Source organism: Pseudomonas sp. C321, from assembly GCF_055407105.1.
The window spans coordinates 33,633-57,198 of the sequence record NZ_JBUZRB010000015.1; the positions used below are offsets into that span (position 1 = coordinate 33,633).

The window sequence follows — 23,566 nt, forward strand, 5'->3', positions numbered from 1 at the left end:
ACTCTTCTAGAAGCGGTACGTGAGGTCGACGATCAGGCGCAAATCGCTTTCGCGCTCACCGTCATAAGGTCGGCTGATCCAGCTGAGGTTGGCGCCGGTTTCCAGTACGTCGTTCCAGCGAAAACGCTGGCCGTAACCGATCAAGCCGACGCCACCAGTGGAATAATCCCGCTGGCTGTAAGTGCCCGCTCCGACCTGGAACTGCTGACTCCACTGGGTCTCGTAGCGGTGATAGAGCACGTGGTTGACGTTCACCGTGGGCAGCACGCTGAAGTCCGAGCGCGGGTTGAAATACGGCGCGCCTTGCTTGCTGTTGCGGCTGGTGCCGACTTCAAGGCCCAGGTCCACTTGCACACCCGGCGAGCTGTAGACGCCTTCGCGCCCGGTCAGCAGGGCTTCGACACGGTTGTTGCCGTCGCTGAAATGGGACGGGCTCAGGGCCAGTTTCCATTCGCGGCTTTCGTTGGCGCGCCAGCGGATAAAACCGCTGCCGCCGTTGGCGGTGATGTCGGCATTCAATGCCCGCAGCGGGGTGGCGGCGGCGAGGTAGTCGAGGCTGCCGCCGTATTGCCAGTGATCATTGATATCCCGTGCAATCGCCAGCCGGGCGCCTTGCTTGGAACCAAAGCCGTAGGAGTGATTGGAGACTTCGGCTTCGAGGGTCATGTCACGGGTGCGCCGCTCCACGCCCAGGCGCTGCCAACGGTGCTGGCCGGTGCCTTCCTCGAAGTCGGCGGTGGCGTAGCCGACGCCGCCGAACAGGCGCCAATCCTCATCGATAGGCGGGCTGTAGAGCAGGGTTTCGATGCCAAAGTCGCGGCTGCCGACGACCGTGCCGCCGTTACTTTTGCCGGTGTAGGCCTCGACCCGCAGCTCGGCCATGTCGTGAACCTCACGCAGGCGCTTGAGGCGCTGCACCTGGCGGTTCTCCGGAGCGCGGGCGACCACATCATCGGTCAGCGCATCGAGCTGGCGCCACTCCTGCAAATCCAGGGCGGTGTGACCTTGGGAGACCTGCAGGCCGATGTCACGCGGGGCCTGGTTTTCGGTTTCCTTGAGGGCGTTTTCGGCGCGCCGTGGCCAGTCGCGGGCGCGGTACATATCGGCCTGGGCCAGGCGCAGCCCGATGTTGCCAGGGGCTTGTTTCACCAACGCCTCCAGGCCTTTTTCACTGGCTGGTAGGTCGGCGCCATAGGTGCCAGCCTGGGCCGCCAGTTGTTGGGCGTCCATCCAGGCGTCGTTGGGATTGCCGGTGGGCAGGCCCTTGAGTTCTACCCGTGGTTTCTGCGCGCTCGCGAGATTGTCGGCGACGGTGCGGGCTTCGTTGACCTGATCGTTTTCCAGCAGGGCGTAGAACAGTGCAGTGCTGTCTTCAACGTGATCGCCAGCATCCGCGTCCTTGGCCGCGAGGGCCTGACGGTACAGCGGCGCAGCTTTTTCCGGCTGGCGTTGGTCGAGGTAGGCGGCGGCGACCCAGCGCAGGGCGTAGGTGGGCAATTGCACACCCTCGCTGGTGAGGGTCTGGTAGTCGTAGATCAATTCGGCCGTGCGTGCGCGGGCCTTGAGGGCGCCCAGGCGGTCGATGCGCCAGCGCACCACGTCGTCATGGGCGCTGGGGTCCGGGGTCCAGGTGGCGAGCAGTTGGTCGTAATCCTTGAGGGCGCGGTCGGCGATGACATAGCGCTCTTTTTCGCTACGGGACGCGAACTCGGCCAGGCGTACGCGCTCGGCGGCGAGGTCACCTTCCAGGCGGCGTTGGGTGACGGGGTCGAGCAAACCGGGGTACCGGGCGGCAAGGCGCAGGGCGGGTTCCGGCAGGCGGGCGCGTTGCAGGGCGACGAGGTATTCACCAATGACTTCGGGCCGGTTGCCGGCGCGGATGAAGGCTTGGTCGAACTCGAACAGCGCATCAAAAGGTGAGCCTGCGCGGGACAAGGCGTAACCGAGGGCCAGGCGCCGGTCCACGTCCGCAGGTTTGGCGGCCACCAGGGCTCGGGCGCGCTCCACGGCTTCGGCGGTTTGACCTGCATCGGCGAGGGTCAAGGCCAGGCCCAACTGAAGGTCTGGGTTGTTCGGTTCGCGCACCAGCGCTTGGCGATAGACTGCAATCGCCGGGGCCCAACGTTGCTGGCTGCGGTAGGTACGGGCGACGGTGGCGAGCGCTTGGGTGGTCAGGTTGCGATTGCGCCCCTGGGCCTCGTAGACCGTCAGCACTTCGGCGTCCTGACGCGCCCAACTGGCAATCAGCAGGTGATCGCTGACCTGCCCCGGCGTCTGGCGTTCGACGGGCAATTGGCGCAGCAGGTTGAGGGCGGGCGTGTAGTTACCCGAGCGGGCCTGATGAATCAGGGCGTCATAGGCCGCATCGGCCGACGCCACGACAGGCCATAGCAGCTGGCTGCACAGGGCAACCCGGATAAACAGGCGCAATCGGCTTGGGATAGAGGGGTGAACATTACGCGACATGTCGTCAGCTTCCTTACCAAGGAAAGCTGTAGCGATAAATTCACCTGTACAACACGCATCAGGCGACCGGTATCTGATGACCCGGCCAAGCTTTCCTGGGGCGCAATATCCATGAGGGGGGGTATAAAAAGGTCAATTCAGAACAATTGTTCAGAATTTTCCTACAAGAATTTACCACCCTGTGGCGAGCGGGCTCACCACAGGGGGTTTTTCAGTTTTACTGAGCGCCGCTTACCGCCCCGACCTTGCTCATCACAAAACCAATGAACTCCTCGACGGTCATTTTCTGGCCATTGAGGGTCACTTCATTGTTGGCGTAGTGCAGCTTGGAGACGAGGTCGTTACCTTCAAGGGTCGCCAATTGGGTACCGACGGCCATGCCGCTGACCATCTCGCTGGCCATTTGGGATTGCTGCTCGATGGCTTTCGGATCAGTCACACCACCGACCTGCGCTTGCAGTGCGGCGACATCAGCGATCATCGGTTTGGACAGCGTCAGGTTAGTGTCCAGAACCGCAATGATCTGCTTGGCCAGTTCAACCGGCGGCAGTTCCATGGTCGACGGCTTGGTCAGGTCCACCAGCAGGTTGAAGCGACTTTCGCCATGGACGGTCTTCAGGGACAGGTTTTCCAGGGCCACTTGCGGCTTGGCGGCCAACAGTTTGTCGACGTTGGCCTGGGCCAGCACTTGTTCGGCTTCGTTCAGCTGCAACTCAGGAGCAGGCTGCCCGGCAGCGGCAGCGGCTTGCACCGGCTGCATCTTGGCCTGGTAGAGCTGGGTCAGCACCATCATGGCCGGAACATCGACGTTTTTCATGCTCACGGCCATGGCAGCCGAACCCACGGGTTTACCCTGGTAAACGATCTCGTCGATCTTGTAGTCCACGCGCCCGGCCATGTTGTTGTCCTGGACGTCGCTGGTGTCTTTTTGCTCGAAACCCTTCAAGGTCAGCATCAATTGCTGCGGGCCAAAGGTGAGTTGGGTGTTGGTCAGCTCAATCGTATTTTGCCCGGTGAAGAAGCCAAACGAGCTGCGGGACAGATTGCTGGCCAGGGTCAGGCCACTCAGCTCGGCTTTGAACGGCGCGCCGTTTGGATCGATCAGCGAGAGCTTGAGGTTGTCCATGTAACCGTTGACCTTGATCTTCTCACCCTTGGCTGTGTTGAAAAAATCCAGGTTCAGGCCGGAGAAGTTGACGCTGGAGGTGTCATCCTTGAATTCCAGGGGCAGCAGTTCCAGGTTGCCGTCCACCGAACGATTGAAGGCGATATTGGCGGTGGCTTTGAGCGGCGACACGTCTTTGGTGGCGGCGAACCATTTCTCGGTGGTGGGGTTTTTCTCAAGGGCCAGGTGGCTGGTTGCCAGGACCGGCAGCCATTTGAGGGTCAGCAGGCGGGAGAGCGGCAGCGGGCCGTGTTCGATGCGGTCGATAAACAGCAGTTCGGTGTCTTTATGGTCTTCACCGAACACCGAGCCCTGGGCCTTGAGGCGGAAATGGCCGGTGCTGCTGAACCAGCCACGGTCCAGGGACAGCATTTCAATGGTCACGGTGCCATCAACCCCAACCATGGAGCGCTGCATTTCCTTGTTGGCCTCCTCGATCGAGGTGTTCAGTACACCTTCCAGTTGATTGCCGGTGTACCAGGCGCCACCGGCACTGACTACGCCGACGGCGGCAACAAAACCCAAGAGAACGATTGCTGACTTATTCATGAAGAGACCTGATCAAATCCTGTGCGAAAGTGGGCTGTCTTCCCTGACCCCCTGCTGGGGTGTCGGCTCAAGCCCGCCGAAAAATCCGGTGAAAGATTAGCATAGGCTCCGTAGCAGCGGTCGGATGCAGCCTCGCTGCGCTCGACCACTGCTACGGGAGAGGACTCAGGAATATTCCAGCTCGATCTCGTCGAGTTGATGATCAAAACTCTTCAATCGCGCCGTCCAGGTGTACACCAGCACTTCAAACTCGCGATGGATCACCGCATTGCCCGGCGTATCGGACTTGGGATCGCAAAAATCCAGCTGATAACGCTCACGGGCCATGTCGGTGGCAACATCGGACAATTCTCGCGCGTTATTGAGCCAATGCCGTCCGTCGGCCACTTGCCGGTCCAGGGCCACACATTGTTTTTTCAGGGCTTCGAGGCTTTTTTCCAGGGGCGTACCGGTGAGTTCGCCCATGACTTCCTGAAAGGTGCGCCCCGGTTGCCAGTAACTGCCCCAGAAATAGCGGTCGAACACCGTCTCGACACGGCGCAGGGCAACCTTGGTGTCCCAGATCGCCACCCGCGTCTTGCCTTGTTCGAGGAGTTTTTTCTTGGTTCGCTGGCCTTGGTAAGAAGCCCAGGCCACCACACCAATGGACAGCACGGCAATCAGCGCACAGGCACTGTCGAGGAACACCATGGCCTTGTCGATCTGATGGGCAAGCATGATGCCGTAGAAGTAAGTTGCCGAGAGCAGCACCAGTGCGAAGAACACGCACCAGAAAGCGGGAGCATAAGGGTTTTTCATTATTGGAATCCCCATGAGCAACGCGAGCAGTGATCAGCGGGGCCATCACGAAAGCCCAACTGATCAAAGCATAGCAACCGTCTCAGGGTTTGCTGGGTTCTGTGCCTTGCGTTCGTCCGCTTTCCCAGCCACCGCCCAGGGCCAGGAACAAATCGATCTGGCTCATGGCGACCTGGGTGTTGGCCTGGGCCAACTGGGCGCGCATGTCGGTGTAGGTGCGGGTGGCTTGCAGGTCTGCCAGGAACGACGCGCGGCCGGCCTGGAAGAAGCGGTGGGTCTGGTCGGCAGCCTGTTGCGCCGACTGTTCGGCATCGGCCAGGGCGTCGCGGCGCTCCAACTGAGCGGTGTATTGCGCCAGGCCGGTCTGGGTCTCGCGGATGGCGTTGAGCACCACCCCGTCGAAATGCGCCAGCGCGCCCTGGGTCGCCGCTTCGGCTTCGTGGATGCGCGCGCGGGAGCCATTGGACGGCACCGTCCAGCTCAACAAAGGTCCGAAGCCCCAGCGGTTGGCGGCTGGTTTGCCGAGGTTTTCCAGCAGGCCGACGGTGCCGATGGAGGCCCCAATGCTGATGTCCGGGTACAGCTCGCCGGTGGCGACACCGATGCCAGCGGTGGCGGCAGCCAGGCGGCGTTCGGCCTGGCGCACATCGGGGCGACGCTTGAGCAACGTCGCGCCGTCGCCTACCGGTAGCAGTTGAGCGATGTGCGGCAACTCGGCGCAATCGCGGGTGCCGGCAGGCAGTTGGTCGACAGGCTTGGCCAGCAGCATCGACAGGCGGAACAACCCAGCCTGGCGCAATGCTTCATAACGCGGCAGTTCGGCGCGCAAGGATTTGAATTGGGTTTGCGAACGGGTGACCTGGGTCTCATCACCACGGCCGGCGTCCCGCAGGCGTTGGGTCAGACTCGTACTTTGTGCTTGCAGGTCGAGGGAGTGCCGGGCGATTCCCAGCTCCTCATTAGCCGCGCAGACTTGGGTGTAGGAACGCACCACATCCGCTACCAAGGTAATACGGGCGGTATCGACGGCCGCCTGGGTCGCATCGGCATTGGCCTGGGCGCCTTCGATACCGCGCTGCAAAGTGCCGAACAGATCGAACTGATACGAGGTGGTAATGCCGACGTCACCGACGTTGGCCACTGGCACTTTATCCGCCAGCAAAAACGCTTCGCCGGATTCCTGCAAGCGCTGGGCACCCAGCTTGACGCCGCCGCTCCAGCCACCCGCAGACTGTGCCTCTTGCACCTGGAAACGCGCCCGTTGCAGGTTGGCTGCCGCGACGCGCAAGTCGGTGTTGGAGGCCATGGCCTGTTGCACCAGTTGATCCAGTCGCGAGTCCTGATAGAGCTTCCACCAATCGGCGGGCACCGGTGCCGAGACCACGCTGGCGCCCTGCCCGGCCATCTGCCCTTGCAGGTCACCACGGTTCACCGCGGCCTGATCCGGCAGTTGATAATCCGGCCCAACCACTTGGCAAGCCGACAGCAACAACCCCAGCCCAGCGGTTGCTAACAGCCGTTTCATGGTTTGTCTCCCGCATTGGGCTGGTCGTCGATGATCGACACCGTGGCCGTGCGCCCGGCGATCATGCGAAAGTTCGCCGGCACCTCGTCAAAGGCGATGCGCACCGGAATCCGCTGGGCCAGGCGCACCCAGCTAAATGCCGGGTTGACGTTGGGCAACAGGTTGGCGCCGCTGCTGCGGTCGCGGTCTTCGATGCCAGCGACGATGCTCTGCACATGGCCGCGCAGGCGGGCGCGGTCACCGACCACGCGGATGTCGACTTTCTGACCGACGTGAATGCCGTCCAGCTTGGTCTCTTCAAAATAACCGTCGATGTGGAAGGAGTTGCTGTCCACCACCGACAACACCGGGCGCCCGGCGGTGACGAACTCCTTGACTCGAGGTGCGCGGTCGTTGACGTAGCCATCCACGGGGCTGGTGATTACCGAGCGGTCGAGATTCAACTGAGTGCTGTCCACCGCCACTTGCGCTTCGGCAAGGGCCGATTGGGCGCGGGCCACGCGGGACTGGCTTTCTTCCAGTTGCTCGCTGGCCACCAGGTTGCCAAGGCCACGGTTACGTTTGTTTTCACGCTGGGCCTGGGCCAGGGTTTCCTGGCGGTCGGCCATGGCGGCCTGGGCTTGGCGCAAGGCTAACTTGAAGCGGTCCTGGTCGACGGAGAACAGCACCTGGCCGCGCACCACCCATTGGTTGTCGCGCACGTCCACTTGCTGGATCAGCCCGGAAACGTCCGGGGCGATCTGCACGATGTCGGCGCGGATGTGCCCGTCCCGCGTCCAGGGCGCGAACATGTAGTACATCACCATGCGCCACACCACGACGCAGGCGAAGGTCACCACCAATAACGTCAGGACCACGCGGCCGATGGTCAAAAAAGGTTTTTTCATGTCATCAGGTATCGACTGAGTGAATCCACTGCGCCCAGTAACAGAGCGTAGAGACCCACATTGAACAATGCCCGGTGCCAGACCAGGCGATAGAAGTGGAAGCGCGTCAACAGCCCGTGCACCACCAGGTACAACACATACGTAATGCCCATCAGCACCAGCAGCGTAGGCAGGAACACCCCGCTGATATCCAGATCACCGATCATAAAGGCGCTCCATCAGGTAGCGGCGCGTCCATCTCGCCTGCGCTGACAAACTCCACGCCCGGCAACAGTGACAGGCGCAAACCGCTGAGAGCGTGGAGCAGGTGCAGGCGGGTCTCGTCTTCGCCTTGCAGGCCTTGCCCGTTAAGGGCGCGGCGGGTGCGGTCCAGGGTCATCAGCAGACCGCTGGGAGTCGGCAAGCGCTCTCCGGCTTTCAGGCACGCCTTGAAATAGGCGCCGACGTCCTCCACCACCTGGTTGAGCAGCACCCGAGGCACGCCGAGGATTCTTGGCGAGTAGGCCTGCAAGTCCATCAGGCTCAGCGCCACGCCCAACTCGCGCAGGGCGATCCCGGTGTCTTGCCCGATGATGGCCAGGCGCGGCAGGTGTTGCATCAGCCGGTCGAGCATTTGCGCGCCCATGTGCCGATGTTCGGCCAGGGTTGCAGGCTTGGTGAGGCTGACGATGTCGCGCCAGCTGAAGCGGGTCAGGCGCTTGGCCGCCAGCTCCGCGCCGAACGGGCGGGCGATCAGGGTCCAGAGGAAGGCGAACAACAAGCCCACGGGGCCGGCCAGGTTGGAATTGACGAAGCTTAGAAAATCCGCGTCGTAGGCGCCCTGAATGCTGATAAACGAGGACGTGTTGACGATGGTCAGCAGCATGCCCAGGTAAAAACGCGGCTGTACGGTCAGGGTCCCAACGCAGATAAACGGCACCGCGAAGGCCAGCACCAGCATCGGAAAATCATGCAGGTTGGGCAGGATCAGAAACAGGTAGAGGCTGGCGAACACCACCGACAGCGCGGTCCAGAAAAAGAACTTGTAGATCTGCGGCGCCGGGTCGTCCATCGAGGCAAAGAAGCTGCACGCTACTGCCGCGAGAATCACCGCGCTGCCGCCGTCGGTCCAGCCCAACAGAATCCACAACACCGAGGCGACGATGATCGCGCTGACCGTGGAAAACGCCGAGTAGAACATCAGGCCTCGGTCGAGGAATGGCGTCAGCCGGCCCAGGCGCCAGTGGCGGTAGACGGCGCGCCAGGTGTCCAGGTTTCCGCACTGGATGGCCGCTTGCAGGCTGCGGCAGTCTTGCCACAAGTCGATCCATTCGCCAAGGCGATAGAGGGCGTTGGAGAACAGCAGTTGATAGCGGTCGTCCAGGGCATCGGCGTCGGGTTGCAGGGCTTCAAGTTGATCGCGCAGGACGCGCCAGCGTTCGACAGGCGCATCCTTTTTGGTGCTTTCCAGCCACTCGGTGGTGGCCGCCAACAGCGGCGCTAATTTTCCGACCAGCTCCGGGGTGCGGCGCTCCAGGGCATACAAGGCGTCATCCAAGGCCTCCACCACCGGCAGCAGGTGGATCATCCGCCCGCGCAGCTCTTTGGTGTTGCGCACCGTTTGCGGCCGCGCGCCCTCGTGGGGGAGTTGGCCGATCATTAATTCCAGGGTGTTGAAGGTGGCGACCATCCCGCCGCGCAACGTGCTGACCTCTTTGGGCTGCACGTTACGACTGAGAAAGCGCTGGCTGTAGACCTGCGCATCGGCAAACCATTTACTGACCGAATCATCAAACACCGGCGCCAGGCGCCGGGGCCAGAACATCGCGCCGACCACCGCCGCCACGGCGATACCGAGGAAGATTTCTTCAGCACGCGCCTCGGCCACGTCCCACACCGCCAAGGGGTTATCCACCACTGGCAGGGCGATCAGCGGCAAGGTGTAGCCGGCCAGCATCAGCGCGTAGCTGTTGGCGGTGCGCAGGTGCAAGGACAGGAACAACAAAATCCCGGTCCACAACGCAATGACCACCACCAGCAGGTAAGGCGTCTGCACAAACATCGGCACAAAAAACACCGCCGCCATCGCCCCGAGAAAGGTGCCAATGGCGCGGTACAACGCCTTGGAACTGGTGGGGCCGACAAAGGGACTTGAGACGATATACACGGTGGCCATCGCCCAATACGGACGCGGCATTTGCATGAGCATGGCGATGTACAGCGCGATCATCGAGGCGGCGAACGTTCTTACTCCATAGAACCAGTCTCGTGCCGGCGGCATGCCGGTAAAAAATCCGTTCAAGAAGGCACTACCGCAGGGTGCTGATGGGCGCCTTCGAAAGCGCGCAACACGCGCAAGGCGGCCTCCAGGTCTTGGGGAGCAATGTCCGCCAGCACTTCACGGCGCAGGCGTACCAGTTGCTCTTCCACCGCTTGCACCAGCTCACGGCCACGGGCGGTGAGGCTCAAGGCCTTGGCGCGGCGGTCGTGAATATCTTCGCTGCGGCACACAAAACCTGCGCTGCACAGCTGGTCCAGCAGGCGCACCAGGGATGGGCTTTCCATCCCTGACGCCTGAGCGACCTTGACCTGATGCACACCGTCGCCGAGACGGCCGATCATCAACAGCGGCACGGCGCAGGCTTCGGAAATGCCGAAGCTCACCAGCGTGGTCTGGCAGATTTTTCGCCAGTGCCTGGCACCCACCACCATGCTGCTGCTGATGTTCATGTGAAGTTGTTCGAGATTTGGGGACACTTGATTGTTCGCATACAGTTAGCTTGCTAACTATCAATATGGTGGATGGATACGAGCCCGTCAAGTTTTGATACAAATTGGTGGATTTGGAGACGCAAGGTAAGTAGTGCTGCATTCCTACGCGTTCACGTCTCGGCTACGCCGCAACATCAAATTCAATTCATCCACCACCTCTGCCCAATCCGCATCATCCAAAATCTCATCCCGCAAGAACGCCTTCTGGCTGTCCGTCCAGAAAAACGCATCCGCTAGGTGCAGTTCGGGCTTGAGTGGAGAGTGGACGGCGACGAAACGCTCGATGCTGACCGGGTCATCGGGCAGGCCGAGTTGCTTGAACAAAGACGGCAAGCTGTGGACTGGGGATTGCATAGTGTGTTCCTGAGCAGGAGGTTCACTTGAGTCTAGCCTCACAGGCGAGCATAAGCCTGGCGCAGCTTAATCGCAGCCCTCCCGGTGAGTCGCCTCCGGCACGTTACACAGCACAAACAGGCGCGCCCGAGCGCCGCCGCCGTCCTGCTGACTGAGCTGGCGCCAGCCTTCGGGCAGAGGGGCAAAGTCATCCGGCGCTTCATTGCTGCTGATCAACCACACGCGTCGAGTATCGGCAGGTATAGCCGACAAACGATCGAGGTAGATCCGCCCACCGTCCTGATCCACCAGGGTGCCAAAACCATAGGCATTGGGTCGCGTCGGCGTGCCATCGGCCTTGGGCGGTGTGTAGAGCTGCAACTGGGCATCGGTCTGGTCGTCTTGTTCCGCCACAGAGCGTCGCACCTCTATTTCCTCACCCACGGCCCTTCTCCAGGGCAAAACCCGCGCTTGCGCGAACACTCGCCACTCTAGGTCAAAAGACCTTGATTCGCCTGCCGTTTTGCCACCAATCGGACAAATCTGAATTCTTCGTAGGCCTGCACTGATGCCTTTGCAGGTTCGCGCTATCATTGCCGCCTTCAAGGATTCAGGATCAAGGACATCTCATGCACATCGGTCTTCTGTCACCCCTGGCGCTGGTACTGCTCGCCGGCCTTGCCCTTCAGGCCCAGGCCAGCTCCGACGATTCGTGCTACCCGGACTGGCGGATTTCACGCAATAACCTGGATGTGTGCAGCAATCTGCCGTTCCTGAGTCCGGGCAATGACAGCCGGGTCAACCTGCGCCTGTTGTTGGCTGACAAGAAGACCGAGCCGCTGGTGCCCAATGCCTTGAGCGAAGATGCCTTGTCCCAGGGATTTGGCCAGGTGCCGTTCCCGCTGTACCGCCTCACGCTTTCTGCCGATGAGCCTGTGGATAAACCCGACAACTCGCGCACGGCCGAACTCGATGAGCTGCTCGCACCGCTGGGCATCAAGCGCGACGACTACAAGACGGCCGGCGAAGCCTTTATTGATGGCGAAGGCAGCCGCTGCCGCAGCAACAACGATGACAGCGCCACGGCGTTTATCCAGCAGGTGGTCAAGGCCGATATTCCGACTGCCGAACGTCAGGCACTGGTCAATGCACGCCTGAAATTGCTCACGACGTGCCGTTGGGAAGGCCAGGTCCTGCTCGATCCGCAACAGATCCAATCGGCCAATGGCCGCGAGTTACGCACGTACCTGCAAGCCGCCGCCGACTTTTACAGCGGCCGCTTTAGTGAAGCAGAACGAGGCTTTGCCGCCGCCTCCGCAACCTCCCTGCCGTGGCTTGAGGAGACCGCGCGGTACATGACCGCGCGCACCTCGCTGAACCAGGCCCAGGCAAATGCATTTGACGAATACGGCATGCCGCAACTTGAGCATGTGGATAAGTCCATCCTGGAAGATGCCGAAGAAGGCTTCAGTAATTACCTGAAAACTTATCCACAGGGCGAATACATAGCCTCCGCTCGTGGCCTGCTGCGTCGAGTGCATTGGCTGGCGGGTGAGCCGGACAAACTGGCAGACGACTTTGCCTGGCAACTGACCCAGGCCACTGACGCTCAGCGCAACGTATCCGTGGATGCGCTGGTGGAAGAAGCCGACACCAAGCTGTTGATGAGCAACGCCAACACCGTAAAAAACCCGATGCTGCTGGCGATCAACGACCTGATGTGGATGCGCGCCTACAACCCGCCACGGCTGACCCGTGAAACCCTTGAAGCGCAAAAAACCGTGTTTGCCAACGAGCCTGCGCTGTACGACTACGTGCAAGCCGCGTTTGCCCTTTACGTCGAACATCAACCCGGCAACGCCTTGAAGCTGTTGCCACAAGACGTGCCGTCAAGCCTGGATTACTTCGCCTTCAGCCAGCAGACCCTGCGCGGCCTGGCGCTGGAGGCCAAGGAGGATTGGAAAGCCGCCCAGACGCTTTGGCTGCAACTGCTGCCGCTCGCCAAGCAACCCTTGCAGCGTGACCAATTGGAGCTGGCCCTGGCCATGAACTATGAGCGCAGCGGCCAATTGGCCAAGGTGTTCGCTGCCGACTCGCCGATCAGCACCAAGCAGGTGCGCTATATTTTGCTGCGCAACGTCGCCGGCCCCGAGTTGCTGCGCCAACAGATCGCCCAGGCCAGCGACCCGCTGGAGCGTCAGACTGCGCAATTCGTGCTGCTCTACAAAGACCTGCTCCGCAGCCAGTTCGCCACCTTCGCCGAAGACTTGAAACAGCTACCGGCCTCGGCACCCGAAGACAAGATCGGCACCAGCCTGGGCTATGTCTACAGCGGCGGCCAGTCGCTCAAGTTGTTCCACTGGAACGGCGACAAGGCTGAATCAGGCTATGCCTGCCCGACCATCGCGCAAACCGCCAGCACCTTGCAGAGCGATCCGAAAAACCCACAGAGCCTGAACTGCTTCGGTGAATTCATCCTGCGCAACGGCCTGGACGGCATGCCTCTGGAACAGGCGCGCTCAGCCGGCAGCTTGGGCAGCACCGCGTCGGACTTCAAAGGCGAAACCTTTTCTCGGCTCGATGGCTACAAACAAGTGATCGGCAACGCCAAGGCGCCACGCGACGACAAGGCCTACGCGCTGTTTCGCGCCCTCAACTGCTACGCCCCTGCCGGCTACAACAGCTGCGGTGGCGAAGACGTCGACAAGGCGGTGCGCAAGGGCTGGTTCCGCCAGCTGAAAACCGGCTTCGCCGATACTCAGTGGGGCAAGTCGCTGCAGTACTACTGGTAAGCAGTGAAAGGCTTCTGGCTGTGCCTACTCCTGCTGGCAAGCCCGGCCTTCGGCGCGGTCGACGCACGCGACTATGACGCCTTCTGGCTGTGGAGCGGCGTCGCTTCCCAGCCGGTGCTCAAGCAGGCAAAAACCCTGTACATCCTCCAGGGCCAAATCAACTCAACGCGCCGCCACCCCCGGCGCGGCGTGCAATTCATCGCCCAAGGTATGAGCGTGCCGCGCATCAGCCAAGGCGAGGTATGGATCGTCTACCGCGCCCACACGCTGCACTGGCCAGAGTCGGTCTACACGCAATTATTGGGGCAAGTGCAACGCTGGCGGGATGCCGGCAACCCGGTGATCGGCATCCAGATCGACTTCGACGCCCGCACACAATACCTGCACGAATACACCGACTTCCTCAAAGACCTGCGCCAACGCCTGCCCAAAAACCTGCGTTTGAGCATCACCGGCCTGCTGGACTGGAGCAGCAACGCCGACCCCGAAGCCATCGCCCAGCTCAAGGGTGTGGTGGATGAAGTGGTAGTGCAAACCTACCAGGGGCGCCACAGCATTGCGGATTACGCGGCGTATCTGCCACGGATGAATCGAATGGGGGTGCCGTTCAAGATTGGCTTGATTCAGGGTGGGGAGTGGGAGGAGCCGGGGTATTTGGAGGGAAGTGAGTGGTTTCGGGGGTATGTGGTGTTTTTGCAGAATCGCTGAATTCAGCTTGACTCCCGATAGCTGAATACGGATTACCCCCTTGAGTTTAGGGCTGCTAGGCAGCCCAACGGCATCAAGCTCCCTCGCCACAAGTTATTGGATAGCCTCGGAGATCCTGTCCCTACCAGTCATACGTCAAACTCGACACCACCGTGCGCCCTTCGCCGTAGTAACAATCCAGGTCGCTGGTGCATTGGGCGACGTAGGTTTTGTTGGTCAGGTTCTGCACGTTCATTGCCAGTTTCACGCCTTTGAGCTTGAGCGGCGAGGCGCCCAGGTCGTAGCTCAGGCGGGCGTCGTAAACGGTGTAGGACGGGATGCTGAACGCCCCTTCGTAATAATCACCGAAGCTGCTGCGGGCGTAGCGAGTGCCAAGGCCTGCGCCGAGGCCGGCCAGGCGCTTGCGCAGCCAGCCTTGGTGGTCTCGATACAGGAGGTGAAGCTGTTGCTGGCCGTCAGTCGCGGTATCCATGAAAAGCCCGGACGCGCCGTTGAGATAAATTATCATTACACTTTGTATCGCGACTGGCAAAACCCTTTGTCGGTTAGCGCCCCGCTGTCTGCAACGGATACACCGACTCCCAGCCTCCTCCCAACGCTTTATACAAGCCGACCATGGCCAGGGACACGCCGGTGGAGCTTTCGACCCACTGCTCCTGAGTCGCCAGCAACGCACTTTGCACGGTGAGCACGTTGACGAAATCCACCACGCCTTCGACGTATTGCGCCTGGGCGGTGGTGAGGGCGATCTGGTTCTGCCGCACCGCTTCGGCCAGGCTGTCACGACGCAGTTGGCTGGCGTTGTAGCGGGTCAGCTGATCGTCAATTTCATGCCAGGCCCGCAACACGGTTTGCTGGTAGGCCAGGGCCGCTTCCTGTTGCTGGGCTTCACGCAAATCGAGCATGCCCTTGAGCCGGCCACCGTTGAAAATCGGCAAGCTGAACTGCGGGCCGAAGGCAAATGCACGAGAACCCCAGGAGCCGAAATCCGACAGTTGCATGGCCTGGGAACCGAGGCTACCCGACAGGGTGATGCGTGGGTAGAAATCGCCCTTGGCCACGCCGATGGTCGCGGTCGCCGCATGCAACCGCGCCTCGGCCTGGCGGATATCGGGACGGCGTTCAGCCAGTTGCGACGGCAGGCCAATAGCAACCTGGCGTTGGGTCTGGGGCACGGCGCCATCCTTGGACAATTGTGCGTACAAGGCTTGCGGCGCCTGGCCCATCAACAAACTCAGGGCGTTGATCAGTTGGTCCTGGCGTTGCTGCAAGTCCGGCAGGCGCGCTTCGATGGCGGCGACCTGGGCGGCGGCTTCGGCCACGTCGAGGTCGGTGGCCACACCATCGGCCAAGCGCAGTTGTGAGAGTTTCAGACTGTGGCGGGCGACGTCGAGGTTTTGCTCGGTAACCGCACGGGTGTTCTGCACACCGCGCAGTTGGATGTAGTCCTGGGCGGTTTCCGCCAGCACCGACAGCAGCACCGCGCGGCGGTCGTTTTCGGCCACTTGCAGGGTGGCGTCGGCGGCTTCGGTTTCGCGCTTTACCCGGCCCCAAAAGTCCAGTTCCCAGGAGGCGGAGAATCCGGCATCCCAGCGGTTGAAGGCCGAACGGCCGTTCTTGCCGGACGGGTCGCTCAGGCCCTTGGCGCTGTTGCGTTGACGGCCGTAGCCACTGCTGGCATCGACGCTCGGATAGCGCTCGGCGGTCGTCACCTGGCGCACGGCGCGACTTTGTTGCAGGCGGCTGCTGGCCAGTTTCAGGTCGAGGTTGTCGGTCAGCGCGCGGCGAGTGAGGGCAGACAGTTGCTCGTCGTGGAATACTTCCCACCAACGCTCTTCCAGCGCGCCATTGACGGCGTGGCTGGCCGCTTGACGGCCTTGAGGTTCGGTCCATTGCGTCACCTGCGGGCCTTGAGGGCGCTGGAAATCCGGGCCAACGGTGCAGGCGCTCAGGCTGATCATGCTCAGGGTAAACCAGGCGATTCTTCTCATTGCTGGGCCACCTCACGCTGCAGCGTGGCGGGCTGGGTATCGACGCTGGCTTCCACCGACATGCCAACCCGCAGGTGCCCGGTCAGCAGCTGGCCGGGCTCCAGGATGATTTTCACCGGAATGCGCTGCACCACCTTGGTGAAGTTGCCGGTGGCGTTGTCCGGCTTGATCGAGGCGAAAGTCACACCTGTCGCTGGTGCCAGGCTTTCGAGATGGCCCTTGAGGACTTCGCCGTCGAGGCTGTCGACGCGCACTTCTACCGACTGGCCGGCACGCATGTGGGACAGCTGGGTCTCCTGGAAATTGGCCACCACGTAAGCCTCGGCCAACGGCACCACGGCGAGAATCTTACTGCCCGGCGTGACGTAGGCGCCGACCCGCACGGCGCGCTCACCGACCATGCCGTCCACCGGGGCGACGATACGGGTATAGGACAGCTGATAACTGGCCATTTCCAGCGCCGCATGGGCCCGCTTCAGGCCACCTTCGGCGGCATCGCGCTGGGCGGTGAGGATTTCCACCTGCTTGCGCTCGGCGGCCAGCACCGCCGTGGCGTTGGCCAGGCGTGCGGTGGCCTGGTCGATACGGGTCTTGGCTTGCTGGGCGTTCTGCACGGTGCCAGCGCCGACACCGGCGAGATGGTTGTAACGGTTCAGTTCGTGTTCGGCGAAGGCCATTCCGGCACGATCCGAGGCCACCGTAGCCTGGGCCTGAGCGATCACCAAGGTCTGGCGCTCCAGGGTCGCCTTGGCGTTTTGCAACTGCGCCCGGGCCACCAGGGTATCAGCGTCGGCCGCCAGGGCCGCGGCACGAAAGTCGCGGTCATCGATCAACGCCAGCAATTGCCCTGCCTTGACCTGCTGGTTGTCTTCCACCAGCACCTCTTTGATAAACCCGGCCACACGCGGTGCCACCAGGGTGTAGTCAGCGGCGACGAAGGCATCGTTAGTGCTCTGGCGCTTGCTGCCAAACAGGCCCGGCGCCAGCAGGTACACCAGCACACCCACGGCAAACACGGCGATGACGGTCACGGCGATTTGGTCTTTGCGTTTCATAAAAAATCCTTTGTCTCAATGAACAATCAAGCGGGCGCACGGGGCGGATAGATCCGCGTCGGCATCCAGAAAATCAGCAGGATCAATGCCGCCGCGACAGCCGCCATGACGTAGTAGAGATCCGAAGAGGTCAGCACCACAGCCTGCTCGTGCAGCCGATGGGCGAGGCCCGCGGTGCCACTGTCGGCAAGCGGTGAGTTGCCCAGGCTGTCCACCAACATGGTCGAGTGAAAGTGCAGACGGTGAGTGGTCAGCGCCTCGATCACCCCGGTGGCAACCACGGCGGCCAGGCCCTTGACTGTGTTGAACCAGGCCGAGGCGAAAGGCCCATCCGCCGGGGTGATGCTGCCGGTGGAAAGTATCAGTAGCGGCAACACCGCCATCGGCTGCCCGAAAATTTGCAGCAATTGCAGGGCGTAGAAATCATCGCGAATCCACGCGGAGGTCAGCTGTGCGCCGCCGACACAGGACAGGATCAACATACTCAAGCCAATCCCCAGCACCCAGCGGCAATCGACCCAACGCACGTTGCACAGCGCCGCCACCAACGGCAGCGCGATCAACTGCGGCAACGCCATAATCAGCATCACCGGCGCGGTTTGCAGCGGTCGGTAGCCCTGTACCTGCGCCAGGTAGTTGGACGGAATGATGATCACCGCCAGCAACACGACCAGCACCCCGGCCAATACGATCAGCGCGAAGGCCAGGTTGCGCAGCCCCAGCAACTGCAACTTGAAGAACGGCATCGGGTGCGACCACTCATTGATCATGAATAGCACCAGCAACAGCGAGCCACCGCACAGCAGCGAGGTGATCAGCGTTGATTCGAACCAATCCAGGCGATTGCCCTGCAGCAGGCCGATCACCAACATGCAGATCGCCGGGAACCCCAGCAGCAGACCACGCCAGTTGAACTGCTTAAGGCGCTCCAGGCGCAACGGGTCCTGGGGCAGGCCGTAGGCCACGGCGGCCATGGCCAGCAGGCACGGCGCGACGACCTGCCAGAACGCCCATTGCCAGCCGACGTATTCGGTCCAGAGCGCCGCCAGCGGTGTGCCAAGGCTAGGGCCGAAGGTGGCGGTCAGGGCGTAGCCGGCCAGGCCGTACAGCTTCACATTGGCCGGTAAAAAGCGCAGGGCCACAGTCATCAGCATTGGCGGCAAGGCACCACCGGCCAGGCCTTGCACGGTACGCAGCACCAGCAGGCTTTCGTAGTTGGGCGCAAACGGGCACAACACACCGAGCACGGTAAACAGGCCGATGGCCCACAGGGTGAAACGGCGCAGGGAAAAGGTCACCGAACACCACGGCGCGAAGGCCATGGCCGACACCGAGGTGGCGGTGTACGCGGCCACCAGCCAGGTACCTTCGTCAAAACCGATGTACAGCGCACCGCGAATATCAGCGAGGGCGACCTTGGTCACCATCTCGTTAAGGCCCGATACCAGCACCGCCAGCAACACGCCCACCAGGCCGATGATGATTTGCGGGCCGAAGATGGGGGGGCTGATAGCTGTCGGCTTGGCTGCAGCCTGAGAGGCGGGGGCAGCGAGGGAGGTCATGAAGATACAACTCGGAATTAGAAATACCCGAGAAGTTTAATAAGGTATTAGCATGACGAAAACTGACTTATCTGAAGGTTATAAGTGCGTCAAACGCAACTATTCACCTATAGGAGCGAGCTTGCTCCTACAGGGAATCAGGTGGGTTGGGCTTCGCGCCATGTCGCTTCGCAGCACTCGCGCATGGTCTCGCGCAGCCATTTATGCGCTGGGTCCTTGTCGAAACGTGGATGCCAGGCCTGGGTCAGCACCAGGGTCGGCAGGGAGATAGGCAAGGTGAAGGCGCGCAGCGGCAGATTCAGGCGATTGACGCTGTACAGCGCTTCCTTGGGCACCGGCAGGATCAGGTCAGAATCGGGCAGCATGAACATAGCACCGTGAAACCCCGGCGCGATCATTGCCACCCGGCGCTCCAGGCCCTGGGCATTGAGGGCGGTGTCAATCGGCCCACGGGCGATGCCACGGCGGGAGATGCTGATATGGGAGTAACTGGCAAACCGCGCGGCGGTGATTTCCCCATCGAACAGCGGATGGCCGATGCGTGCCAGGCCGACGAAGGTGGTGGAAAACAGGTTTTGCACCTTCACCTCAGGCGTGATCGGCATGGTGTTACCAACCCGCAGGTCCAGCCGCCCTTCTCGTAGCGCTTCATCATCGCTGTCGCCTTCGGGCACGAAGCGCAGCTCACACAGCGGCGCCATGCGTTCCATGGTGTCGAACAAACGACCGCCATAGACCCCGACAAAAAAGTCATTGGCCCGCACGCTGAACCGCCGCCGTAGGGTACTCAAGTCCACCTGATCGGCTGAGCGAAACAGCAGCGCCGCTTGCTCCACCACGCTGCGCACCTGGTCCTGCAACTCCAGGGCCTTGGGGGTCGGCACCAGGCCGCGCCCGGCACGCACCAGGATCGGGTCGCCCACCGCTTCGCGGATTCGCGTCAGGGTGCGGCTCATCGCCGCCGGGCTCAGGTTCATCCGCCGCGCGGCGCCCACCACACTGCCCTCGTCGAGCAACGCGTCGAGGGCCACCAACAGGTTCATGTCCGGTAGTTGCATGCCAAGCACTCGTGATCAGTGGGGAGTGAACTTGGCGCAATCGTAGCAGGCTTCTCTGTAGGAGCGAGCTTGCTCGCGAAGAGCGTTAACGATAACGCGGGCATCCTGAAGGAACGCGTTGCCTGGGCATTTTTCGCGAGCAAGCTCGCTCCTACAGGGAGCAGCAGGTGATTAGCGCTGCATACCCCAACGTTTCACGGTGACCCGCTCCAGGGTGTCAAACACCAGGTTTTCCACCAGCAGCCCGATGAGGATCACCACTGCCAGCCCGGCAAAAACCTTGTCGGTGTACAGCTCATTGCGGTTCTGGAAGATGTACCAGCCCAGGCCACCCTTGCCGCTGGTGGCGCCGAATACCAGTTCGGCGGCGATCAGCGTACGCCAGGCAAACGCCCAGCCGATTTTCAGCCCGGCGAGGATCGACGGCAACGCCGCCGGAATCAGGATGAACAGCACAAAGCGCATGCCCTTGAGGCCATAGTTGCGCCCAGCCATACGCAGGGTTTCCGAGACGCCGAGAAACCCCGAGTAAGTGTTAAGCGCCAATGCCCACAGCACCGAATGCACCAACACGAAAATCAGGCTGTTCTGCCCCAGGCCAAACCACAACAACGCCAGCGGCAACAACGCAATCGCCGGCAACGGGTTGAACATCGAGGTCAGGGTGCTCAACAGGTCGCGGCCCAATTGGGTCGATACCGCCAAGGTGGTCAGGGCGAATGCCAGCACGATGCCGATCAGATAGCCCTTGAGCAGCACCACCAGGGAAATGCTGACCTTGCCCAGCAACTCGCCGCTGGCAATGCCGTCGTAGAACGCGTGGAAGGTCTGCAAAAAACTCGGCAGCAGCAAATCGTTGTTCTGATAACGAGCGGCCGCTTCCCAGAGGATGGCGAGCACGATCAGGATCAGGCTTTTGCGCAGCCAGCCTTGTTGCCACAGACGCTGACGCAGAGGCAGCTCGCGTTCCACGGGGACGCTGAGCAGCGGTTGGAGGGTGACTTCATATTCCTGGCGCATGCTGTAATCCTTCAAGGTGCAGCCCTTCAATAAGCGATGCGGATATCGGCGAAACCCAACTCACGTTCGGTTTCAGGCACTTCATCAAACAACAGCCGATGAATGCGCCGCGCCGAGGCCTGGAACTCCACACCGCCAAGGCTGTGCAGGTCATATTGATGGCTGTGGATTTGCGCGCGAACCCGTCCCGGATGAGGCGACAGCAACAGGATGCGATTGCCCACCACCAGCGCTTCTTCAATGGAGTGGGTGACGAACAGCAAAGTGAAGCGCACCTCTTCCCAGAGCAGCAGCAACTCCTCCTGCATCTTGCGCCGGGTCAAAGCGTCGAGGGCAGCGAAGGGCTCATCCATCAGCAGGATTTTCGGCTGCATGGCCAAGGCTCGGGCAATCGACACACGCGCTTTCATGCCGCCGGACAGCGTGTGCGGATAGGCATCGGCAAAGGCCGTCAGGCCGACTTTTTCCAGGTAGTGCAGCGCACGTTCTTCAGCTTCGCGGCGCTTGAGGGTTTTGGAAGCGAGCAGTGGGAACATGACGTTCTGTTTGACGGTTTTCCACGGTGGCAGTTGATCGAATTCCTGGAACACCACGATACGGTCCGGGCCCGGCTGGTCGACCTTTTGCCCCAACAAGCGGATCTCGCCTTCACAGGGTTTTATAAACCCCGCGACGGCCTTGAGCAACGTGGATTTGCCACAGCCCGAAGGCCCCAGCAGCACAAAGCGGTCGGCCGGATCGATCTCAAAACTGACCTGATGCGTGGCCCGCACCACTCGTTCTGGCGTGCGGTATTCAAGGCTGACATGGTCCACCGACAGCAGTGCGGAAGGGGTCTGCAGGTTGCTGGCCGTATGGCCTTGCAAGGGCGCGTTCATCTCAGCTCCCCTGCAACGGTTTGGCATCCTGAAAGAAGTAATCCTTCCACGATGCGGGTTTGTTTTTGATGGCGCCGACGCGATAGAGGAACTCGGCCAGCGGGTAGGTGTTTTTCGGCGTAACGCTGAATTCAAATTGCGGGTTATCGATAATTTTCAGCAACGCAGCACGGTCGATCTTGGCCTTGGTCACGCGGATGTAGGTGTCGGCGGCAGCGCCTTTATCGTTCTGGGCGAACTGCGCGGCTTCGGTCAATGCCTCGACGAAAGCCTTGTAGGTTTTCGGGTTGTCGTTGCGAAATTTCTCGGTGGCAAACAGCACCGTCGGTGAGTTCGGGCCCAGCAGGTCATAGGTGTTGAGCACCACATGGACGTTGGGATTGGTCAGCGCCTGATCCTGGAACGGCGGGTTGGAGAAGTGCCCGGTCAGCTCAGTGCCGCCGGCGATCAGTGCAGCGGTGGCATCCGGGTGCGGAACGGCGACGGTGTACTTGTCCAGGCGATCGAATTCCTTGTCGCCCCATTGCTTGGCGGCGGCGTATTGCAGGAAGCGCGACTGCACCGAAACGCCGACGGCAGGCACGGCGATGCGGTCTTTCTCGGTGAAGTCAGCGATGGTCTTGACCTTGGGGTTGTTGCTCACCAGGTAGTAAGGAAAGTTGCCCAGGGAGGCGACAGCCTTGACGTTCTGCTTGCCGTGGGTGCGGTCCCAGATGGTCAGCAGCGGGCCGACACCGGCGCCGGCAATATCAATGGAGCCGGAGAGCAACGCGTCATTGACCGCCGCGCCACCGGACAGTTGGGTCCAGTCGACCTTGATGTCGATGCCCTCTTGCTTGCCGTATTTCTCGATCAGGTTCTGGTCGCGCACCACGTTGAGCAACAGGTAGACGATGCCGAACTGTTCAGCGATGCGAATTTCGCCTTCCGCCTGGGCTACGGCCGGTGCGATCAGGCTGCCAGCTAGAAGGCTGACGCTTAGGCCAAGCGTTGCGGCCAGTCGTGCGAATGGAGTTTTCTTGGACATGGTGCTGCTCCGAATCAGAAAGGCGCGTCGCCCTGGATGGTGGTGCGGTACAGCTTGCGGCGCAGGTAGCTGGGGCAACCGGCGGCCAGGTGGACCAGCGAGCGGTTGTCCCAGAACACCAGGTCGTGGGGCTGCCATTGATGGCGGTAGATGTTTTCCGGCAGCACGCTGTGGGCGTAGAGCTGGGCCAGCAGGTCGCGGCTTTCGTCCTCCGGCAGGCCGACGATGCGGGTGGTGAAGCCTTCACTGACGAACAGCGCCTTGCGGCCGTTTTCCGGGTGGGTGCGCACGATGGGGTGTACCACTTCGGCGACCTGGGCCAGTTGCTCGGGGGTTAGCGTCGGGCGCCAGTTGCCTTCGAATTTGGTTTCGCTGTAGCGCGCGGTGTAGGAGTGGGCGGCGCTGCGGCCTTCGATGGCCTGGCGCAAGTACTCGGGCAGTTGCTCCCAGGCTTTGTGCATATCGGCGAACAGGGTGTCGCCGCCTTCGGACGGCAGCTCCTGGGCGTGGAGCATCGAGCCCAGGCTCGGCAGTTCCTTATAGGAAAGGTCCGAATGCCAGAACTTGCCGGCGTCTCCCAGGCCGATGGATTGGCCGTTCTCGATGATGTTGGAGACGATAAGGATTTGCGGGTGGTTGGCCAGCAGGAACTGTTTGAGCACGTGGATCTGCAGCACGCCAAAGCGGCGGCTGAAGGCGATCTGTTGTTCGGGGGTGATGCGTTGGTCGCGAAAGACCACGACGTGGTGGTCCAGGTGCGCGCGGTGAATGCGGGCGAAGTCCTGGTCGTTGACCGGGCGGGAAAGGTCCAGGCCAATCACCTCGACGCCGACGCTGCCGGGGAATGGGCGGATGTCGAAAGTTTGGGTGGTGGTTGGAACAGCGGAGGTTGCAGGCATGGGTTCACTCCCGAGCGATCAGGAGAGTGACTTTATAGATATAAGAACCGCAGTTTAAATACCGTTAGCGAATATCTATATGGCTTTTGGGCCGCAGCGTCA

Annotated in this window: 19 protein-coding genes and 2 pseudogenes; 2 read left to right on the top strand and 19 right to left on the bottom strand. The window is 61.5% G+C overall.

All coding sequences use genetic code 11. From position 1 onward, the window contains the following. Positions 1-6: 6 nt before the first annotated feature. The 10 genes and pseudogenes from pgaA to ACZRJ6_RS25570 form a co-directional block, all read right to left on the bottom strand. The gene (pgaA, locus tag ACZRJ6_RS25525; protein WP_463970608.1) at positions 7-2,466 is read right to left on the bottom strand and encodes a poly-beta-1,6 N-acetyl-D-glucosamine export porin PgaA; all 2,460 of its coding nucleotides are present in this window, start codon (positions 2,464-2,466) and stop codon (positions 7-9) included. Positions 2,467-2,683: 217 nt separating this feature from the next. Next, entirely contained in the window at positions 2,684-4,180 is a 1,497-nt protein-coding gene (locus tag ACZRJ6_RS25530) for a YdgA family protein (protein WP_463970609.1), read from the bottom strand. 165 nt (positions 4,181-4,345) lie between these two features. Then, on the bottom strand, positions 4,346-4,978 hold the full coding sequence (locus ACZRJ6_RS25535; protein ID WP_133103608.1) for an NADH:ubiquinone oxidoreductase subunit N: 633 nt from the start codon (positions 4,976-4,978) through the stop codon (positions 4,346-4,348). 82 nt (positions 4,979-5,060) lie between these two features. Beyond that, complete coding sequence (locus ACZRJ6_RS25540) at positions 5,061-6,503, bottom strand: efflux transporter outer membrane subunit (protein ID WP_463970610.1); 1,443 nt, start codon at positions 6,501-6,503, stop codon at positions 5,061-5,063. After that, a complete protein-coding gene (locus ACZRJ6_RS25545; RefSeq protein WP_463970611.1) occupies positions 6,500-7,390 on the bottom strand; it encodes an efflux RND transporter periplasmic adaptor subunit in 891 nt (296 codons plus the stop codon). The genes ACZRJ6_RS25540 and ACZRJ6_RS25545 overlap by 4 nt, the downstream gene beginning before the upstream one ends. Beyond that, positions 7,387-7,596 carry a DUF1656 domain-containing protein gene (locus tag ACZRJ6_RS25550; RefSeq protein ID WP_149414255.1) on the bottom strand — a complete coding sequence of 70 codons (210 nt, stop codon included), beginning with the start codon at positions 7,594-7,596 and terminating at the stop codon, positions 7,387-7,389. Before ACZRJ6_RS25550 ends, ACZRJ6_RS25545 begins: the two co-directional genes overlap by 4 nt. Beyond that, entirely contained in the window at positions 7,593-9,671 is a 2,079-nt protein-coding gene (locus ACZRJ6_RS25555) for an FUSC family protein (protein WP_463970612.1), read from the bottom strand. The genes ACZRJ6_RS25550 and ACZRJ6_RS25555 overlap by 4 nt, the downstream gene beginning before the upstream one ends. Next, complete coding sequence (locus tag ACZRJ6_RS25560; protein ID WP_149414257.1) at positions 9,668-10,099, bottom strand: MarR family winged helix-turn-helix transcriptional regulator; 432 nt, start codon at positions 10,097-10,099, stop codon at positions 9,668-9,670. The genes ACZRJ6_RS25555 and ACZRJ6_RS25560 overlap by 4 nt, the downstream gene beginning before the upstream one ends. A 144-nt stretch (positions 10,100-10,243) precedes the next feature. Beyond that, complete coding sequence (locus ACZRJ6_RS25565; RefSeq protein WP_463970613.1) at positions 10,244-10,495, bottom strand: DUF2789 domain-containing protein; 252 nt, start codon at positions 10,493-10,495, stop codon at positions 10,244-10,246. A gap of 66 nt (positions 10,496-10,561) precedes the next feature. Continuing rightward, positions 10,562-10,873 (bottom strand): annotated as a pseudogene (locus ACZRJ6_RS25570) (glycosyltransferase family 39 protein); the annotation flags it as partial. Between the two features lie 230 nt (positions 10,874-11,103). On the opposite strand from ACZRJ6_RS25570, the gene ACZRJ6_RS25575 reads away from it, so the two are divergent. Both ACZRJ6_RS25575 and ACZRJ6_RS25580 read left to right on the top strand, forming a co-directional pair. Continuing rightward, positions 11,104-13,266: a PA5441 family protein gene (locus tag ACZRJ6_RS25575; RefSeq protein WP_463970614.1), complete on the top strand. Its 2,163-nt coding sequence runs from the start codon at positions 11,104-11,106 to the stop codon at positions 13,264-13,266. Positions 13,267-13,269: 3 nt separating this feature from the next. Continuing rightward, the gene (locus tag ACZRJ6_RS25580; protein WP_463970615.1) at positions 13,270-13,974 is read left to right on the top strand and encodes a DUF3142 domain-containing protein; all 705 of its coding nucleotides are present in this window, start codon (positions 13,270-13,272) and stop codon (positions 13,972-13,974) included. Between the two features lie 121 nt (positions 13,975-14,095). Here the strand turns inward: ACZRJ6_RS25580 and ACZRJ6_RS25585 are convergent. From ACZRJ6_RS25585 to ACZRJ6_RS25625, 9 genes and pseudogenes are all read right to left on the bottom strand, one after another. After that, positions 14,096-14,371, bottom strand: a pseudogene (locus ACZRJ6_RS25585) (TonB-dependent receptor domain-containing protein); the annotation flags it as partial. 148 nt (positions 14,372-14,519) lie between these two features. Next, complete coding sequence (locus ACZRJ6_RS25590) at positions 14,520-15,965, bottom strand: efflux transporter outer membrane subunit (RefSeq protein WP_463970616.1); 1,446 nt, start codon at positions 15,963-15,965, stop codon at positions 14,520-14,522. Then, complete coding sequence (locus tag ACZRJ6_RS25595; RefSeq protein WP_463970617.1) at positions 15,962-17,020, bottom strand: HlyD family secretion protein; 1,059 nt, start codon at positions 17,018-17,020, stop codon at positions 15,962-15,964. The genes ACZRJ6_RS25590 and ACZRJ6_RS25595 overlap by 4 nt, the downstream gene beginning before the upstream one ends. 26 nt (positions 17,021-17,046) lie before the next feature. After that, positions 17,047-18,582, bottom strand: a complete 1,536-nt coding sequence (locus ACZRJ6_RS25600; RefSeq protein WP_463970618.1) for an MFS transporter — start codon at positions 18,580-18,582, stop codon at positions 17,047-17,049. Between the two features lie 137 nt (positions 18,583-18,719). Continuing rightward, positions 18,720-19,640: a LysR family transcriptional regulator gene (locus ACZRJ6_RS25605; protein WP_463970619.1), complete on the bottom strand. Its 921-nt coding sequence runs from the start codon at positions 19,638-19,640 to the stop codon at positions 18,720-18,722. A gap of 171 nt (positions 19,641-19,811) precedes the next feature. Continuing rightward, positions 19,812-20,660 (bottom strand): ABC transporter permease, encoded by an 849-nt coding sequence (locus ACZRJ6_RS25610; RefSeq protein ID WP_463970620.1) that lies wholly within the window; start codon positions 20,658-20,660, stop codon positions 19,812-19,814. 26 nt (positions 20,661-20,686) lie between these two features. Continuing rightward, positions 20,687-21,538: an ABC transporter ATP-binding protein gene (locus ACZRJ6_RS25615; protein ID WP_463970621.1), complete on the bottom strand. Its 852-nt coding sequence runs from the start codon at positions 21,536-21,538 to the stop codon at positions 20,687-20,689. Position 21,539: 1 nt separating this feature from the next. Beyond that, entirely contained in the window at positions 21,540-22,565 is a 1,026-nt protein-coding gene (locus ACZRJ6_RS25620; RefSeq protein WP_463970622.1) for an ABC transporter substrate-binding protein, read from the bottom strand. A 14-nt stretch (positions 22,566-22,579) separates the two neighbouring features. Continuing rightward, the gene (locus ACZRJ6_RS25625) at positions 22,580-23,464 is read right to left on the bottom strand and encodes a TauD/TfdA dioxygenase family protein (RefSeq protein ID WP_463970623.1); all 885 of its coding nucleotides are present in this window, start codon (positions 23,462-23,464) and stop codon (positions 22,580-22,582) included. Between the last annotated feature and the right edge of the window lie 102 nt (positions 23,465-23,566).

Excerpts from the sequence above, each read along its gene's own strand:
- pgaA (WP_463970608.1), bottom strand. The coding sequence starts at position 2,466 with ATGTCGCGTAATGTTCACCCCTCTATCCCAAGCCGATTGCGCCTGTTT.
- ACZRJ6_RS25530 (WP_463970609.1), bottom strand. The coding sequence starts at position 4,180 with ATGAATAAGTCAGCAATCGTTCTCTTGGGTTTTGTTGCCGCCGTCGGC.
- ACZRJ6_RS25535 (WP_133103608.1), bottom strand. The coding sequence starts at position 4,978 with ATGAAAAACCCTTATGCTCCCGCTTTCTGGTGCGTGTTCTTCGCACTG.
- ACZRJ6_RS25540 (WP_463970610.1), bottom strand. The coding sequence starts at position 6,503 with ATGAAACGGCTGTTAGCAACCGCTGGGCTGGGGTTGTTGCTGTCGGCT.
- ACZRJ6_RS25545 (WP_463970611.1), bottom strand. The coding sequence starts at position 7,390 with ATGAAAAAACCTTTTTTGACCATCGGCCGCGTGGTCCTGACGTTATTG.
- ACZRJ6_RS25550 (WP_149414255.1), bottom strand. The coding sequence starts at position 7,596 with ATGATCGGTGATCTGGATATCAGCGGGGTGTTCCTGCCTACGCTGCTG.
- ACZRJ6_RS25560 (WP_149414257.1), bottom strand. The coding sequence starts at position 10,099 with ATGAACATCAGCAGCAGCATGGTGGTGGGTGCCAGGCACTGGCGAAAA.
- ACZRJ6_RS25565 (WP_463970613.1), bottom strand. The coding sequence starts at position 10,495 with ATGCAATCCCCAGTCCACAGCTTGCCGTCTTTGTTCAAGCAACTCGGC.
- ACZRJ6_RS25575 (WP_463970614.1), top strand. The coding sequence starts at position 11,104 with ATGCACATCGGTCTTCTGTCACCCCTGGCGCTGGTACTGCTCGCCGGC.
- ACZRJ6_RS25590 (WP_463970616.1), bottom strand. The coding sequence starts at position 15,965 with ATGAGAAGAATCGCCTGGTTTACCCTGAGCATGATCAGCCTGAGCGCC.
- ACZRJ6_RS25595 (WP_463970617.1), bottom strand. The coding sequence starts at position 17,020 with ATGAAACGCAAAGACCAAATCGCCGTGACCGTCATCGCCGTGTTTGCC.
- ACZRJ6_RS25600 (WP_463970618.1), bottom strand. The coding sequence starts at position 18,582 with ATGACCTCCCTCGCTGCCCCCGCCTCTCAGGCTGCAGCCAAGCCGACA.
- ACZRJ6_RS25605 (WP_463970619.1), bottom strand. The coding sequence starts at position 19,640 with ATGCAACTACCGGACATGAACCTGTTGGTGGCCCTCGACGCGTTGCTC.
- ACZRJ6_RS25610 (WP_463970620.1), bottom strand. The coding sequence starts at position 20,660 with ATGCGCCAGGAATATGAAGTCACCCTCCAACCGCTGCTCAGCGTCCCC.
- ACZRJ6_RS25615 (WP_463970621.1), bottom strand. The coding sequence starts at position 21,538 with ATGAACGCGCCCTTGCAAGGCCATACGGCCAGCAACCTGCAGACCCCT.
- ACZRJ6_RS25620 (WP_463970622.1), bottom strand. The coding sequence starts at position 22,565 with ATGTCCAAGAAAACTCCATTCGCACGACTGGCCGCAACGCTTGGCCTA.
- ACZRJ6_RS25625 (WP_463970623.1), bottom strand. The coding sequence starts at position 23,464 with ATGCCTGCAACCTCCGCTGTTCCAACCACCACCCAAACTTTCGACATC.